11 protein-coding genes are annotated in these 14579 nt (G+C 74.8%); 9 read left to right on the top strand and 2 right to left on the bottom strand.

Features of this window, described 5'->3' with window-relative positions:
* The first annotated feature begins 30 nt into the window (after nucleotides 1–30).
* The 5 genes from ACZ34W_RS23885 (at nucleotide 31) to ACZ34W_RS23865 (ending at nucleotide 6607) form a co-directional block, all read left to right on the top strand.
* Nucleotides 31–1332, top strand: coding sequence for an alanine racemase (locus ACZ34W_RS23885; RefSeq protein WP_465606875.1), 1302 nt, complete (start codon nucleotides 31–33; stop codon nucleotides 1330–1332).
* Nucleotides 1332–2954, top strand: a complete 1623-nt coding sequence (locus tag ACZ34W_RS23880) for an N-acyl-D-amino-acid deacylase family protein (protein ID WP_465606873.1) — start codon at nucleotides 1332–1334, stop codon at nucleotides 2952–2954. Before ACZ34W_RS23885 ends, ACZ34W_RS23880 begins: the two co-directional genes overlap by 1 nt.
* Nucleotides 2951–3661, top strand: coding sequence for a bifunctional 4-hydroxy-2-oxoglutarate aldolase/2-dehydro-3-deoxy-phosphogluconate aldolase (locus ACZ34W_RS23875; protein ID WP_465606871.1), 711 nt, complete (start codon nucleotides 2951–2953; stop codon nucleotides 3659–3661). The genes ACZ34W_RS23880 and ACZ34W_RS23875 overlap by 4 nt, the downstream gene beginning before the upstream one ends.
* 135 nt (nucleotides 3662–3796) lie before the next feature.
* Nucleotides 3797–5431, top strand: coding sequence for an alpha-amylase family glycosyl hydrolase (locus tag ACZ34W_RS23870; protein WP_465606869.1), 1635 nt, complete (start codon nucleotides 3797–3799; stop codon nucleotides 5429–5431).
* Between the two features lie 123 nt (nucleotides 5432–5554).
* A complete protein-coding gene (locus ACZ34W_RS23865) occupies nucleotides 5555–6607 on the top strand; it encodes an ABC transporter permease (RefSeq protein ID WP_465606867.1) in 1053 nt (350 codons plus the stop codon).
* Nucleotides 6608–6734: 127 nt separating this feature from the next.
* Here ACZ34W_RS23865 and ACZ34W_RS23860 read toward each other — a convergent pair whose 3' ends face one another.
* Entirely contained in the window at nucleotides 6735–7586 is an 852-nt protein-coding gene (locus ACZ34W_RS23860; protein WP_465606865.1) for a (2Fe-2S)-binding protein, read from the bottom strand.
* A gap of 531 nt (nucleotides 7587–8117) precedes the next feature.
* A complete protein-coding gene (polX, locus tag ACZ34W_RS23855) occupies nucleotides 8118–9845 on the bottom strand; it encodes a DNA polymerase/3'-5' exonuclease PolX (RefSeq protein ID WP_465606863.1) in 1728 nt (575 codons plus the stop codon).
* A 320-nt stretch (nucleotides 9846–10165) separates the two neighbouring features.
* Between polX and ACZ34W_RS23850 the strand changes: the two genes are divergently transcribed.
* The 4 genes from ACZ34W_RS23850 (at nucleotide 10166) to ACZ34W_RS23835 (ending at nucleotide 14560) form a co-directional block, all read left to right on the top strand.
* Nucleotides 10166–10921 (top strand): histidine kinase, encoded by a 756-nt coding sequence (locus ACZ34W_RS23850; protein WP_465606861.1) that lies wholly within the window; start codon nucleotides 10166–10168, stop codon nucleotides 10919–10921.
* Between the two features lie 125 nt (nucleotides 10922–11046).
* Complete coding sequence (locus ACZ34W_RS23845) at nucleotides 11047–11784, top strand: ArsR/SmtB family transcription factor (protein WP_465606859.1); 738 nt, start codon at nucleotides 11047–11049, stop codon at nucleotides 11782–11784.
* Nucleotides 11781–13256 carry an MFS transporter gene (locus ACZ34W_RS23840; RefSeq protein WP_465606857.1) on the top strand — a complete coding sequence of 492 codons (1476 nt, stop codon included), beginning with the start codon at nucleotides 11781–11783 and terminating at the stop codon, nucleotides 13254–13256. The genes ACZ34W_RS23845 and ACZ34W_RS23840 overlap by 4 nt, the downstream gene beginning before the upstream one ends.
* Before the next feature lie 341 nt (nucleotides 13257–13597).
* The gene (locus ACZ34W_RS23835) at nucleotides 13598–14560 is read left to right on the top strand and encodes a hypothetical protein (RefSeq protein ID WP_465606855.1); all 963 of its coding nucleotides are present in this window, start codon (nucleotides 13598–13600) and stop codon (nucleotides 14558–14560) included.
* Nucleotides 14561–14579: the final 19 nt, after the last annotated feature.

Genomic DNA, 14579 nt, shown 5'->3' with positions numbered 1-14579 from the left:
GCACATGTTGCAACACGTAAGGAGAACTCGGTGGACCAGACCTTCGTAAGCAGCGGCACCGGACCGGGCATCGACACCGGCGCGGTCGCGGCCCTCGCCGACGAGGTGCTCGACTGGCGCTTCAAGGCGCTGCCGCCCGCCGCGTGGGGGTCGACCGTGCGGGACTACCTCGCCACCGGGCCCACGCTCGCCGGTTTCGGCACCCCGCTGCTCACCCTGGACGCCGCCGCGCTCGACCACAATGTGCGGACGATGGCCGACTGGTGCGCCAAGGCGGGCGTCGCCCTCGCCCCGCACGGCAAGACCACGATGGCGCCGGCGCTCTGGCAGGCCCAACTGGACGCCGGCAGCCACGGCATCACCCTGGCCAACCTGCCGCAGGTCCGGGTGGCGCGGGCGTTCGGCGTCCGGCGGATCCTGCTCGCCAACACCCTGCTCGACCCGGCCGGGCTCGGCTGGCTCGCCGGTGAGCTGGCCGCCGATTCGTCGTTCGCCTTCGTCTCCTGGGTGGACTCCACCGAGAGCGTCCGGCTGATGGACGAGGCGCTGCGCGCGGCCGGTGCCGAACGACCGGTCGAGGTCCTGGTCGAGCTCGGCGGCCCCGGCGGGCGGACCGGCGCCCGCGGGGTCGACGCGGCCGTCGAGGTCGCCGCCGCGGTGCTGCGCGCGCCGACGCTGCGACTGGCGGGGATCGGCGGCTACGAGGGCGCACTGGCCCACGACGCCGGCGCCGACGGCCTGGCCACCGTCCGCGGCTACCTGCGCGCCCTCGCCGACCTGCACGGACGGCTGGCCGGCGGCTACGCCGACGGTGCCCCGCCGATCGTCACGGCCGGTGGCAGCGCCTACTTCGACCTGGTGGTCGAGGAGCTGGCCGCATTGCCGGAGGCCTCGGTGGTCCTGCGCTCGGGTGCCTACGTCGCCCACGACGACGGCTTCTACCGGGGGATCTCCCCGCTGGCCCGGGGGGCCGGTCCGACGCCCTTCCGGGGCGCCCTGCACGGCTGGGCCCGGGTGGTCTCCCGGCCGGAGCCGCAGCTGGCCCTGCTCGACGCGGGCAAGCGCGACCTGCCCTTCGACGAGGGCCTGCCGGAGCCCCAACTCGTCCGGGGCGGACCGGTGCTGACCGGCACGGCGGCCCGGGTCACCGCGCTCAACGACCAGCACGCCTTCCTGCGGGACGCCGGCGACCTCGCGCCGGTCGGCGCGGTACTGCGGCTCGGGGTGTCCCACCCGTGCACCGCCTTCGACAAGTGGGCGATGATCCCGGTGCTGGACGACGCCTCCGCAGCCGATCCGAAGGTCACCGGACTGATCAGGACGTACTTCTGATGGTTCATCAGTCTCCGGTCGACGACCTCGTCTTCAAGGGGGCCACCGTCGTCGACGGCACCGGCGCCGACCGGTACCGGGCCGACGTCCGGATCGGGCGGGGGCGGATCGCCGAGCTCGGGCACGGGCTCGGCGGCGCCCGCGAAGTGGACGCCGACGGCCTGGTACTGGCCCCCGGCTTCATCGACATGCACGCCCACTCCGACCTGGCCCTGCTGCTCGAACCCGACCACCCGGCCAAGGTCACCCAGGGCGTCACCTGTGAAGTCCTCGGCCAGGACGGCCTCTCCTACGCCCCGGTCGACGACGGCACGCTGCCCGCGCTGCGCCGCCAGATCGCCGGGTGGAACGGCGATCCGGAGGGCTTCGACTGGGACTGGCGCACCGTCGGCGAGTACCTGGACCGGCTGGACCGGACCGGGCCGGCCGTCAACGCCTGCTACCTCGTCCCGCACGGCTCGCTGCGGATGCTGGCCATGGGGTGGGAGAACCGGGCTCCGAGCGCCCGGGAGCTCGACCGGATGCGCGAACTGCTGGCCCAGGGCCTGGCCGAAGGCGCCGTCGGCCTCTCCAGCGGCCTGACCTACACGCCCGGGATGTACGCCGACACCGCCGAACTGGTCGCCCTCTGCCGGATCGTCGCCGAGTACGGCGGATTCCACGCACCGCACCAACGGTCCTACGGAGCAGGGGCGTTGGAGGGCTACGCCGAGATGGTGGAGATCGCCCGCCGGTCCGGCTGCCCGCTGCACCTGACCCACGCCACGATGAACTTCGGCGTCAACCAGGGGCGGGCGGGCGAACTGCTCGACCTGGTCGACCGGGCGCTCGCCGACGGCATCGACCTCACCCTGGACAGCTACCCCTACCTGCCCGGCTCCACCACACTGGCCGCCCTGCTGCCCGGCTGGGCCACCGAGGGCGGCCCGCAGGCCACCCTGGCCCGGCTCGGTGAGGCGGACGCGTGCGAGCGGATCCGGTACGAGGTGGAGGTGAAGGGCAGCGACGGCTGCCACGGGGTGGTCACCGACTGGGCGACCATCCAGCTCTCCGGCGTCCGGAACCAGGAGCTGGCGGGGGCCGTCGGCCGGACCGTCGCCGAGCTGGCCGCCGAGCAGGGCCGCAGCGGGACGGAGGTCTTCCTCGACCTGCTGCGCCGGGACGAGCTGGCCACCACCATCCTCCAGCACGTCGGCCACGAGGAGAACGTCCGGGCGATCATGCGGCATCGCGCGCACACCGCCGGCAGCGACGGCCTGTTGGTCGGGGCCCGGCCGCACCCGCGGGCCTGGGGCACCTTCCCCCGCTATCTCGCGCACTACAGCAGGGAGTTGGGCGTCCTGACCCTGGAGCAGGCGGTTGCCCGGATGACCGGCCGGCCCGCCGCCCGGCTGCGGCTGGACCGGCGCGGCCGGATCGCCCCCGGATTCCACGCCGACCTGGTGCTCTTCGACCCCGAACGCGTCCAGGACACCGCCACCTTCGAACAGCCCCGGCGGCCCGCCGCCGGTATCGAGCACGTCTACGTCAACGGCACCGCCGTCGTCCAGCAGGGCCGCACCACGGGCGCCCGGCCCGGGCGCGCCCTGCGCCGAACCGATCGAGGAACCCGAGCCGCATGAGCCCTTCGCCCTTCGTCTCCGATGCCGTTCCCGTGACGGCTGCCGCGGCTGCTTCCGTTCCCGCGGCCGCTTCCGTCCTCGCGGACGCGCGTGCCGCGCTGGCCGCCGATCCGGTGATCGCCGTCGTCCGTGCCCCCCGGATACCCGACGCCGCCGCGCTCTGCGCCGCGCTCGCCGAGGGCGGCATCACCTGGACCGAATTCACCTACACCACACCCGGTGTGACGGACCATCTGCTCAGGGCGGCGCAGGCCGGTCACCGGGTCGGGGTCGGTACGGTGCTGACCGCCGAGCAGGCCGAGCGCGGCATCGCCGCCGGCGCGTCCTTCCTGGTCACGCCCGGCTGCCGGCCCGAGGTGGCCCGGGTCGGGCACGCCGCCGGGGTACCGGTCGTGCTGGGCGCGCTCACCCCCACCGAGGTCGCGCAGGCCGTCGACCTCGGCGCCGCGGCGGTCAAGATCTTCCCGGCCCGGACCTTCGGGCCCGGCTACTTCAAGGACCTCCGCGGCCCCTACCCGGACGTCCCGCTGGTCGCCTCCGGCGGCGTCAACGCGGGCAACGCGGCGGAGTTCCTGGCACAGGGCGCGCTCGCGGTCTGCGCGGGGACGGACGTGGTGGCGCCGGAGGCCGTCGCGGCCGGGGACTGGGCCGAGATCGCCCGGCGGGCGCGGGTGTTCACCCGGGCCTGCGCCGTGGGCGGCCGGTAGGCGCGGCGGGGCCGGTTCGCCGGGGAAGGCCCGGGCCCCGGGGGAGCGGCGGCGGAGGGGGGGCTGTCGGGACGGCCGGGATTGGACGAGAATCGGTGGTTCCGGACCCCGGCACCCGGTAGGAGGATCCACCCCATGACCTCGACCCGCCCCGGCCCCGACTGGCTGGCCGACGCCGTCCTGTACCAGATCTACCCGCAGACCTTCGCCGACTCCGACGGCGACGGCATCGGGGACTTCGCGGGCATCGCCGCCCGACTGGACCACCTGGCCTGGCTCGGGGTCGACACGGTCTGGCTGAACCCGTGCTTCGCCTCGCCGTTCCGGGACGCCGGGTACGACGTGAGCGACTACCTCACGCCCGCGCCCCGGTACGGCTCCACCGAGGACCTGGCCGCGCTGGTCGAGGCGGCGCGCGGCCGGGGCATCCGGATCCTGCTCGACCTGGTCGCCGGTCACACCTCCGACCGGCACCCCTGGTTCCTGGCCGCCGCCGAGGACCGGGACGACGACCGCTACATCTGGTCGGACCGGCCGGTCGACGGCTTCGTCGCCTCGCCCGGCAGCCGCCCCGGCTGGTACCGGCCGAACTTCTTCGACTGCCAGCCGGCGCTCAACTTCGGCTACGCGCAGAGCCGTTCCGACCAGCCCTGGCGGCAGCCGGTGGACGCCGACGGTCCGCGCGCGAACCGCGCCGCGCTGCGCGGGATCATGGCGCACTGGCTGGACCTCGGCCTGGCCGGGTTCCGCGTCGACATGGCCTCCTCGCTGGTCAAGGACGACCCCGGGTTCGTCGAGACCTCCAAGCTCTGGGCCGAGCTGCGCGACTGGCTCGACCGCGCCCACCCGCAGGCCGCGCTGCTCGCCGAGTGGGGCGACCCGGCCGCCGCCGTCGCGGCCGGTTTCCACGCCGACTTCTTCCTCCAGTTCGGCGGCGCCGACCACGGCCTGCCGCTCCGCTCGCTGTGGAACAACGGCACCGGCACGGTCGAGGAGTACTGGAAGCAGGGCCCCTGCTACTTCGAGGCCGAGGGCCGCGGCACCCCGCGGGTCTTCCTCGACGCCTGGCGCGGCGCCGCCCAACTCGCCGAGGGCGCCGGGTACATCGCGCTGCCCACCGCGAACCACGACTTCTCCCGGCTCGCCACCGGCCCGCGGACCGCCGAACAGCTCGCCCCCGCCTTCGCCTTCCAGCTCACCTGGCCCACCCTGCCGGCGGTCTACTACGGCGACGAGATCGGCATGCGCTATCTTCCCGGCCTGCCCGACGTGGAGGGCAGTACGCTCGGTCCGCGGTACAACCGGGCCGGCTCGCGCACGCCGATGCAGTGGGAGCCCGGGGCGAACGCCGGCTTCTCCACCGCTCCCGCCGAGCGGCTCTACCTGCCGGTCGACCCCGACCCGCACCGCCCGGACGTGGCCACGCAGCGGGCCGACCCGACCTCGCTGCTGCACACCGTCCGGCGCCTGATCGCGCTTCGGCGGGCCCATCCGGGCCTGGGGGCGGGCGGTGCGGTCGAGGTCCGCAGCGTCGGCTACCCGCTGGTGTACACCCGGGCGGGACGGTACCTGGTGGTGGTCAATCCGCGGCGGGAGCCGGGCGGGGTGCCGCTCGGGTCGGCGCTGCCGGGCGGTCGGGGCGGTGCGGTCCGGTCGGGTGGCGCGGCTGGTCCGGTCGCGGTGCGGCCGCTGGACGTGCAGGGGGTGCGGGTGGTCGACGGAGAGCTCCGGGCGGACGGGTTCTCGTACGGGGTGTTCGAGCTGGTCTGAGCCGGGCGGGCCGCGCGGGGGTGGGCCCGGGCTTTCGCTCGTCCTCGAAATGGTTGTACACTGCATCCAGATGGTTGCATTTACCATCTTCTATGCCCGGCAACGGAGGATGAGACGAACGCCATGAGTGCACCCCAGACCACCGCCGCGGCGCCCACCCCGGGGCACGCGCTCAAGCACCTCGCCGTCCACCTGCTCACCCCGCTGCTGATGTGCCTGGGCATGGCGCTCGCCTACCAGGGGGCGTTCCACCAGCCCGAGCCGCACCACCTGAAGGTCGCCGTGGTCGGCACCTCCCCGCAGGCGCAGGGGCTGGCGGACGCCGTCCGGGCCAAGGCCGGCCCGGCGCTCGACGTCAGCACCCTGGCGACCAAGGACGCCGCCGAGCAGCAGCTGCGCGACCGCGACCTGGTCGGCGCGTTCCTCCCGGACGCCCGGAGCCCCGAACTGATCGTCGCCAAGGGCGGGTCCGACACCTCCGCGATGGCGGCGGAGGCGGTGTTCCGGAACGTCACCGACCAGCAGGGCGTGCCGCTGGCCGTCACCGACCTCACCACGCCCGGCAAGGGCGACCCGACCGGCCAGGGCCTGTTCTTCCTGCTGGTCGCGCTCAGCATCGGCTCCTACGCGAGCGTCGCGGTGATCGGCGCGGCCGGCGCCGCCCTCGGCATGCGGACCCGGGCCCTGGTCGGCCTCGCCGTCTCGCTGGCGGTGAGCGTGATCGGCATCGGCACCGCCGGGCCGGTCTTCCACGTCGTGGACCACGACCTGGCAGCCGTCTGGGCGCTCGGCTGGCTGTACTCGGCGGGTGTCCTCGCGATCGGCATCGGCCTGCACAGCTTCCTGAAGCGGTGGACCACGCTGACGATGACGGTGCTGTTCGTGATGCTGAACTTCACCACCTCGGGCGGCATCTACCGGCCCGAGCTGCAGAACGGCTTCTTCGGTGCCCTGCACGCCTTCTGGACCGGCGCCGGATTCCTGGAGGGCGCCCGCAGCGTCCTGTACTTCGACGGCGGCGCCGGGCTCGGCGGGCACGTGCTGACCCTGGCGCTCTGGCTGGCGCTGGGCGGTGCGGTGATGGTCGGCGCGGCGGCGTACGAGAAGCGCGGCCGGTCGGCGGTCGAGGCGGAGGCGGAGGCCGAGGAGGAGAGGGCGGAGGCGGTCGCGGTCTGACCGTGACGCCGGAAGGCTTCACCCGCCGCCACGGGCATCGGCACCGGGTGGGGATCGGCGGCCCGCGCCCGGCCCCGGACAGGCCGAACGCGGGCCGCAGCGCTGCGCCTCGGGCGGGGCAGCGGTGTCAGGGGCGGCGTGCTTCGGGGCGGCGTGGTCCGGGCGGGCTGGTGAAGCAGCAGTCGCCGCAGACGCCGGTGCCCGGGCGGACCCGGTAGTAGAGGCAGCAACTGGTGCGCCGGAAGCCGGTGCCGCGCAGCTCGCCGGTGTCGGCCAGCGGTGGCCGGCGGAGGATCGCCGCGACGAGGGCGCGGGCCCGGCCGGGGGCCGCGTGGGCGTCGAGCATGCGCAGGGCCCCCGCCAGGGCGGAGGCGGCATTGCCGTCGAGCAGTCTGCCGGAGAGCGGCACGGCGGCCCGGACGGCGGCCGCGAGCAGCGTCAACTGGCCCTGGACGAGCACGTGGTGGAGCCGGTCGGCCAGCTGCTCGTCGCTCGCGCGGGGGCCGGTCGGAGCCGGGGCGGGTGGCTGTGGGGGGTGGGGTGCGTCGTGGTGCGGCGCTCGGTGGTCCGGTGTCCCGCCGTGGGGCGTTCCGTCGTGGGGTGTCGCTTCCTGCGGTGTCGCCTCGTGCGGTGTCCAGAGGTCGATCGGGCCCTGCTCCGGGATGCGCACGTAGGCGCGGTCGGGCTCCAGCGCGGGGACGGTGCCCAGCAGGACGGCGGCGCCGAGGCCCACCGAGCAGAACCGGGCGGCGAGCCCGAGGTGCAGGACCGAGGCCGCCACCCGGGGTTCGGCGGTGCCGAGCCGGTGGGCCACCACCCGGACCCGTTCGGCCAGCGGCGAGCGGGGCCCGTGCGCGTACAGCTCGCGCAGCGGGCGGAATCCCGGAGGGGCGGCCTCGGCGGGCGGGGCGCCGGAGTCCAGGGCGAAGTACGGTCCGACGGCGGAGAGTCGGCGGTAGTCGGGCGTGCTGGTGGTCATCGGCCGACCGCCCGGGCGGCCGGCGGGCACGGGGTCGGCCGGCGGAGCCCCGGGCTGCCTGCGGGCGGGCGGTCGTCGGTCATCGGGCGGTCCTCCGGGGCGGGCCGTGGGGGCGTCGGCCCCGGGACGGTCGAGTGGCCGGTGTCGGCGGTGATGAACGCTACCGCGCCACGGGCGCCCGAGTACTGGCCCCGGAGCCCTGGCCCCCGCCGCCGGGCGTACCGAACCTGCGGTCGCCGGGCGTGCGGAACCTGCGAGGAGGGGGATGGCCTCCGGACGTCGCGTCCTCCGGCCTCATAGTTCGATCGTCGACCGAGGTACCAGCGGCAGACCCTGATCCGTCTCGATCTGTCGCCACTGCCTCCTGCGGTCGAACTCCCACAGCTCCTCGCAGGTCCACCTCCATGATGCGCCTCCCACGCCCCGGGCGCCAGGGCTTTTCCCCATGAATCGGGGCAATTTACCCGGCTCCGGAGCGGGTCGGGCGCACCCGCGGCGACCCGGCGGGCACCTGGAGGCGGCTGACGTGCGCTACCGCAGCGCGTCCTTGCGCAGGAACCGCTTCAGGCGTTGCCACGGCCAGGTGTTGATCACGTCCTCGGCGGTCAGCCAGGCCCGCTGCGCGGTGCCGACGCCGTACCTCGGGTACGCCAGCTGCGGGGTGGAGTGGGCGTCGCTGTCGATCGAGAAGCGGACCCCGTGGCGCTTCGCCCGCAGCACGTCCTCGTCGCGCAGGTCGAGGCGGTTCGGTGAGCTGTTGATCTCGATGGCGGTGCCGGTCCGGGCGGCGGCCCGGAACACGGCGTCGAGGTCGACGTCGATCGGCCCGCGCCGGCCGATCCGCCGGGTGGTGAGGTGGCCGATGACGTGCACGTGCGGGTTCTCGCAGGCGCGGATCAGCCGGCGGGTCTGGGCGGCGCGGTCGGCCCCGAATTGCGAGTGGACGGAGGCGACGCAGACGTCGAAACCGGCCAGGAACTCGGCGGGCCAGTCCACGCCGCCGTCCGGGCCGATGTTCAGCTCGGTGCCGTGCAGCAGCCGCATCCGCCGGTGCCGGCCGGCCAGTTCGCGCAGCCGCTCGCGCTGGGCGAGCATCTTCTCGTCCGTCATCCGCTGCATCACCAGGTCCGGCGCGTGGTCGGTGACGGCGTAGTACGCGTAACCGCGGGCGGCCGCCGTGTCGATCATCTCCTCCAGGCTCGCCAGCCCGTCGGTGAGATCGGTGTGGGTGTGCAGGTCGCCGCGCAGGTCCGCCTCGGTGACCAGCACCGGTAGTTCGCCCTCCAGGGCTGCCTCGATCTCGCCGCGGTCCTCGCGCATCGGTGGCGCGATCCAGGGCAGCCCGAGCGCCGCGTAGACCTCCTCCTCGGTCGCCGAGACCACCTTGTCGCCGCTCTCCGCGTCGAACAGGCCGTACTCGGAGAGCTTGAGTCCGGCCCGGACGGCCATCGTGCGGAGCCTGATGTTGTGCGCCTTGGAGCCGGTGAAGTACACCAGCGCCGCTCCCCAGTCCTCCTCCGGCACCACCCGCAGGTCGACCTGGAGCCCCTTGGCGGTGCGGACCGAGGTCTTGGTCGGCCCGCGGGCGATCACCTCGGCCACCGAGGGGAGTCCGGCGAGCGCGGCCATCAGCGGCGCGGAGTCCTCGGCGGTGGCGAGCACGTCGATGTCGCCGACCGTCTCGCGCATCCGGCGCAGCGAACCCGCGTACGCGCAGCGGGTGCAGCCCGGGACCGCCGTGATCGCGGCGACGATCTGCTCGGCCTGTTCGGTGGCCGCGTCGAGCAGCGTCCGCCCGCCGGCCTGCCGCATCAGCTCGATGCCGCGCAGGATCTGCTCGCCGCTGCGCTCGCCGAACCCGGCCACGGCGCTCAGCCGGTCCGCGCGGATGGCCTCGGCGAGCTGGTCGACGGAGGCGATGTCGAGGTCGCGGTAGAGGGCGAGCGCGCGTTTGGGCCCGACACCGGGAACGGCCGTCATGGCGCGGACCCCGGCCGGGATGGCCGCGCGCAGCGTCTCCAGCGCGTCCATCCGGCCGGTGGCGAGGTACTGGGCGATCTTGTCGGCGGTGGACTTCCCGACGCCGGGGATCTTCTGGAGGCCCTTGGCGTCCAGCCCGGCGATGTCCTCCGGGTGGCCGCCCACCGCACGGGCGGCCTTCTCGTAGGCGCGGGCCCGGAAGGCGTCCCCGCCGGTGATCGAGATCAGGTCGGCGTACTCCTGGAGCAGCTCCTGGACCTGGTCGTTGAGCCGGGTCATGGGGTCAGTCTAGGTTCGGCGGCCCGATCGGGCAGGGGGTGCGGCTCGGTGGCCTCGGGGCGTACGGGCGCGCGTCGGGGCGTGCGGGCCGGGCCGGTGCGCCCGGGCGGCGCCGATGCGGGCGGTGGCGACCGGACCCCCGTCGGTCGACGGGTTAGTTCCCGGTCGGTCGGCGGGGTACTGTGCCCGGTTCGTGCCCGGGAGCCGGATTGTCACCCGTGCGGCCCGGGCGCAGGCTTGGCGGAGGACCCGGAGCGCGGCCGACTCCGGTCCGCCGTGCGGCCGGCGGCGACGATCGGTGAGGTACGAGGGGCAGGGCGATGGCACGCGGGAAGCTCTGGGGCTATGTCGCGTCGGGCGCCCGGGCGCTCGGCGGGTTCGGTGCGTTCGGCGCCGCCGCCGGGGGCGGCCGGGGCGGTGGTCCGGGCGCGGGCGAGGACGGTACCGGGGAGAAGGCGGGCTTCGGACCCGACGGCTTCGGGCGGCCGCCGGCCGGGGTGATGGCCGGGCCCCGCGAACTCAGCAGCCCGGAGCTGGAGCGGCTGCGGTGGACGGACCGGGCGGAGGGGTGCGGTCCGCGGGCGCCGCACGTCCAGGTGGCCGACGTGGTCCAGCGGGTCCTGCGCGGGGGTGGCCGCGCGGGGCAGGTGGCGGTCCGAATACCGGCCGGCCTGCCCGTGGTGGTCGCGGACGCCCGGCGGCTGGAGTCGGCGCTGGCGGGGTTGGTCGATCACGCGATCAGGCGCAGCCCGTGGGGGGCCAGGGTGCTGGTGCGCGCCGATGTGGTGGACGCCGGTGCGGTGGACCCCGGTGTGCGGGACGTCCCGCGGGCGGGGGCCGGGGGTGCGGCGGGTGCCGGCGTGGGCCGGGCCCGGGTGGAGCTCAGGGTGGTGGACCGCGGGCAGAGCGAGCTGCCGGAGGCCCGGCAGTGGCTGCTCGCCGGCCTGCGCTCCGCCGGTGCGGCCGGCCCGGCGGTGGACGGCCTGGTCCGTGCGGCGGGCGGGCGGCTGGCGGTGGAGCAGACTCCGGGCGGCGGCCTCACCGTGGTGCTGGCCCTGTCGGTCGCCCGGGAGTGAGACGGGGCGCCGCGGACGGGCCGTGACGGTTGGGCGGGGGCGCCGGAAGGCCGTCCGGGAGAACCGCAAAGACTTCTTCGCAAAAACCCTTTGCGAAGAAGTCTTTGCGGTTCTAGGCTGCTGCCATGACCGAAGAGAAGCGGTGGCCGCACAGTCCCGACCCGCAGCGGGACGTCGTGCTCGATGCCAAGGGCCTGCGGGCGCTGGCCCATCCTGTCCGCGTGCAGCTGATCGGGCTGCTGCGCCGTGGCGGGCCGTCCACCGCGACCCGGCTGGCCGAGCAGATGGGGTTGACGTCGGGCGCGACGAGCTACCACCTGCGGCAGCTGGCGGCCGCGGGGTTCGTCGAGGAGGACTCCGAGCGCGGCAACGCCCGCGAGCGGTGGTGGCGGGCGGTCCACCAGCTCACCGTGTGGTCGGACATGGAGCTGGCGGACGAGGAGCCTGAGGCGGCCCTCGGCTACCTGCGGTCCATCGTCGCCGCGCACACGCTGCTCGCCCAGCGCGCGCTGAACGGGTACGAGACCATGCCGCGGGCCTGGCGCCACATCCTCAACCTCAGCGACATGGCGGTCCTGCTCACTCCCGAGGAGGCCCGCGCCATGACGGAGGAGCTGGCCGCCGTCGTCGGCCGCTACCGGCAGTTCGACGCGGCGGACGCCCCGGCCGGCGCCGAGCGGATCGGGGTGGTCCTCCAGGTGCTGCCCGAGCCCCGAGGGGGCGCCGACCAGGACGACGCCGGACAGGACGGCGTCGATCAGGGCGGGGCCGAGCAGGACGGGGCCGGGCGCGGCGTCGGGGAGACGGCGCCTGCGGCGGGCGGGCCCGGGGGTTCGGTCGAGGACTCCGGGGGGCGGTCATGACCGGGTCCACCGCCGTCGAGGCGGTCGCCGCCCCGCGCAGCCTCCGGCCCCTGGTCGGCGTGCTGTCGGCGATGGCCGTCTCGCTCACCGGTACCCGGGTCTCGGCCATCGCCCTGCCCTGGTTCGTCCTCGCCACCACCGGCAGCGCCACCATGACCGGCGTGGTGGCCTTCGTCGAGATGACGCCGTACGTGCTGGTCAAGGCGTTCACGGGCCCGGTGATCGACCGGCTGGGCCCGCGCGTCGTCTCCTGGACGACGGACACGGTGAGTGCCGTCGCGGCGGCCCTGGTGCCGCTGCTGCACGGGCTTGGCCTGCTGCCGTTCTGGCTGCTGCTGGTCCTGGTCGCGACGGTCGGCGCGGTGCGCGGCCCGGGGGACTTGGCCAAGGAGGTGATGGTCCCCGAGGCGGCCGACCACGCCCGGGTGCCGCTGGAGCGCGCCACCGGGCTGTCCGGGGTCACCGAGCGGCTGGCCTCGACGATCGGCCCGGCGGTGGGCGGCGGGCTGGTGGCGCTGCTCGGTCCGATGGCCGGTCTGACGCTGAACGCCGTCGCCTTCGGGCTGGGTGCGCTGGTCGTGCTGGTGGTGCTGCCCCGGGGGATGGGCCGGGGTGCCATCGCACCGGCCACCGCGAAGTCCGCGCGGGCCGCCGATTCCGTCGAGTCCGCGCAGTCCGCGCGGGCCGCCGAGTCCGCGCAGCCGACGCGGGCCGACGAGCCGGCCGGCTACTGGCAGATGTTCCGGGAGGGCTTCACCTTCCTGCGCGGCGAGCCGCTGCTGCTCACCGTGATCGTCATGATCGCGGTGACCAACCTGCTGGACGCGGGCTTCATGACCGTCCTGGTACCGCTCTGGGCGCAGCAGTCCGGGGGTGGCCCCGCGGCCATCGGGCTGACCGGCAGCGCCTGGGGGATCGCGGCGGTGACGGGGAGCCTGATAGCGGCGGCCGTCGCCCATCGGCTTCCGCGCCGGGTGGTGTTCTTCGCGGGCTTCCTGCTCTGCGGAGCACCGAGGTTCCTGGTCCTCGCCCTGGACGCGCCGATCGGTGTGGTGCTGGCGGTCTTCGCGGTGGGCGGCTTCGGTTCCGGCTTCCTCAACCCGATCCTCGGTGCGGTGACGTTCGAGCGGGTGCCGCGCCACCTGCTGGGCCGCGTAGGAGCCCTCGGCGACTCGCTGGCCTGGGCCGGCATCCCCCTCGGTGGTCTCCTCGCCGGCGCGGCCGTCGCCCTGTCCGGCCTGATACCCGTGCTGCTGGTGGGCGGTGGGCTGTACTTCGCCACCACCTCGCTGGCGGCCCTGCGGCCCGAGTGGCGGGAGATGGACCGCCTGCGGGGTAGCGGGCCGGCGGCCGACCCCCGCGAGGCCGAACGGTCGGCGCCGCCGGTGTCGTCGCCGCCCGGTACCGCGGATTCGGGAGTGGGGGCGGACCGGCACCTCCTCTCGGTGGCCGGAGCCAAGGCCGACGGCTGAGTCGGGCGGGCCCGACGGCAGGCCGGCCGAGCGGTTCCGGCGGCCGCCGCCGGTCGTGCCGCGCGGTCGTGCCCTTGGTTCGGGCCGTCGGCTCGTGCCACGGGCTCGCGTCACCGGTTCGCGTCACCGGCTCGTGCTACCGGTTCGTGACGCCCGCTCGTGCCTCCGGCTCGTGCCTCCGGCCGGTGACGGCGGGTGCCGGTCGGTCGGGGCGACGGCCCGCGGTGTGCGCCCTCCACGCTCGAAGCGCGCCCTTCGTGCTCCGTTCCGGCAGTGAACTGTCTGGGCGTCAACTGGACTGCTGACCTACCATGTTGGTGGGCGAAGGACGGGGGTGCGGGGTGGCGAACGGGGGCTCGGGGTCCGGGCGGTGGCTGGAGGGCGCGATCGCCTGGGCGCTCAGGAACTCGGACGGTGTCGTCGCCTTCTGCGGCGCGCTGACCGTCGGGTTGCTCGACATGTTCGGGGGAGTGCTCGGTGACAACGTCGTGTCGGGTGCCACGCTCCTGGTGCTCGCCGCGGTGGTCTACGGGTCGCTGGCCGAGCGCAAGCGCCGGATCGCCGACATCCGGGAGGCCACGGTCGGCGCGCGGCAGGCGTTGGACAGTCTGACCTCGGTGCGTGAGCTGGCCGGTATGGATCTCGAACGGGCCCTGGAGGGAGCCCGGCAGGACACCGACCGGTGGGTCTTCAAGGGCGGCACCGGTACCTATCTGCGGGCCGTGACCCTGCCCGAGTGCGTGCGGGAGGCGCAGCGCAGGCGCCGTTCGCTCACCGTCAAGATCGATATCGTGCACCCGGGGGACGAGCGGGCCTGTGCCGCCTATTCGCGGTTCCGCGAGACGTTCAGCAGCCGGCGGGACTCCGTCGCGCAGGACGGCTGGAGCGTCGAGCGCACCCGCAAGGAGTCGTACGCCACCGTGCTCGCCGCCTCGTGGTACCGGCAGCGGCTCGACACCCTGGAGATCGACGTCCACCTGTCGTCCGTCGTCCCGACGCTGCGCTTCGACCTCTCCGCGTCCTGTCTGATCATCACTCAGGACGATCCGCGGCGGGTCAGCCTCTACGTCGAGCGCGGGCGTCCGCTCTACGACTACTACGTCACCGAGCTGCACCACTACCGGGAGCAGGCGCTCAAGCTCGACCTGCGGGACACCGAGCCGCTCAGCGAGGACCCCACCGTCGACGAGGCACGGCGGCTCTTCGAGCAGCTCGGCATCCCCTTGCCGGCGGCGCTCTCGGACCGCGACGTCGGCGACATCATCGACAGGGCGCTGCACGCGGAGAACCCCTACCGCAGGTAGCCGCCGGAGGCGGGAGACG

It is taken from the genome of Kitasatospora sp. NPDC022856 (assembly GCF_055561235.1).
The sequence above is the reverse complement of the archived record's forward strand: the minus strand, read 5'-3'. Positions and strand labels throughout refer to the sequence as shown.

Bases quoted from the DNA above. Each gene is read 5' to 3' on its own strand.
- polX (WP_465606863.1), bottom strand. From the start codon at position 9,845: ATGACCCGGCTCAACGACCAGGTCCAGGAGCTGCTCCAGGAGTACGCC.
- ACZ34W_RS23870 (WP_465606869.1), top strand. From the start codon at position 3,797: ATGACCTCGACCCGCCCCGGCCCCGACTGGCTGGCCGACGCCGTCCTG.
- ACZ34W_RS23880 (WP_465606873.1), top strand. From the start codon at position 1,332: ATGGTTCATCAGTCTCCGGTCGACGACCTCGTCTTCAAGGGGGCCACC.
- ACZ34W_RS23865 (WP_465606867.1), top strand. From the start codon at position 5,555: ATGAGTGCACCCCAGACCACCGCCGCGGCGCCCACCCCGGGGCACGCG.
- ACZ34W_RS23845 (WP_465606859.1), top strand. From the start codon at position 11,047: ATGACCGAAGAGAAGCGGTGGCCGCACAGTCCCGACCCGCAGCGGGAC.
- ACZ34W_RS23840 (WP_465606857.1), top strand. From the start codon at position 11,781: ATGACCGGGTCCACCGCCGTCGAGGCGGTCGCCGCCCCGCGCAGCCTC.
- ACZ34W_RS23860 (WP_465606865.1), bottom strand. From the start codon at position 7,586: ATGACCACCAGCACGCCCGACTACCGCCGACTCTCCGCCGTCGGACCG.
- ACZ34W_RS23850 (WP_465606861.1), top strand. From the start codon at position 10,166: ATGGCACGCGGGAAGCTCTGGGGCTATGTCGCGTCGGGCGCCCGGGCG.
- ACZ34W_RS23875 (WP_465606871.1), top strand. From the start codon at position 2,951: ATGAGCCCTTCGCCCTTCGTCTCCGATGCCGTTCCCGTGACGGCTGCC.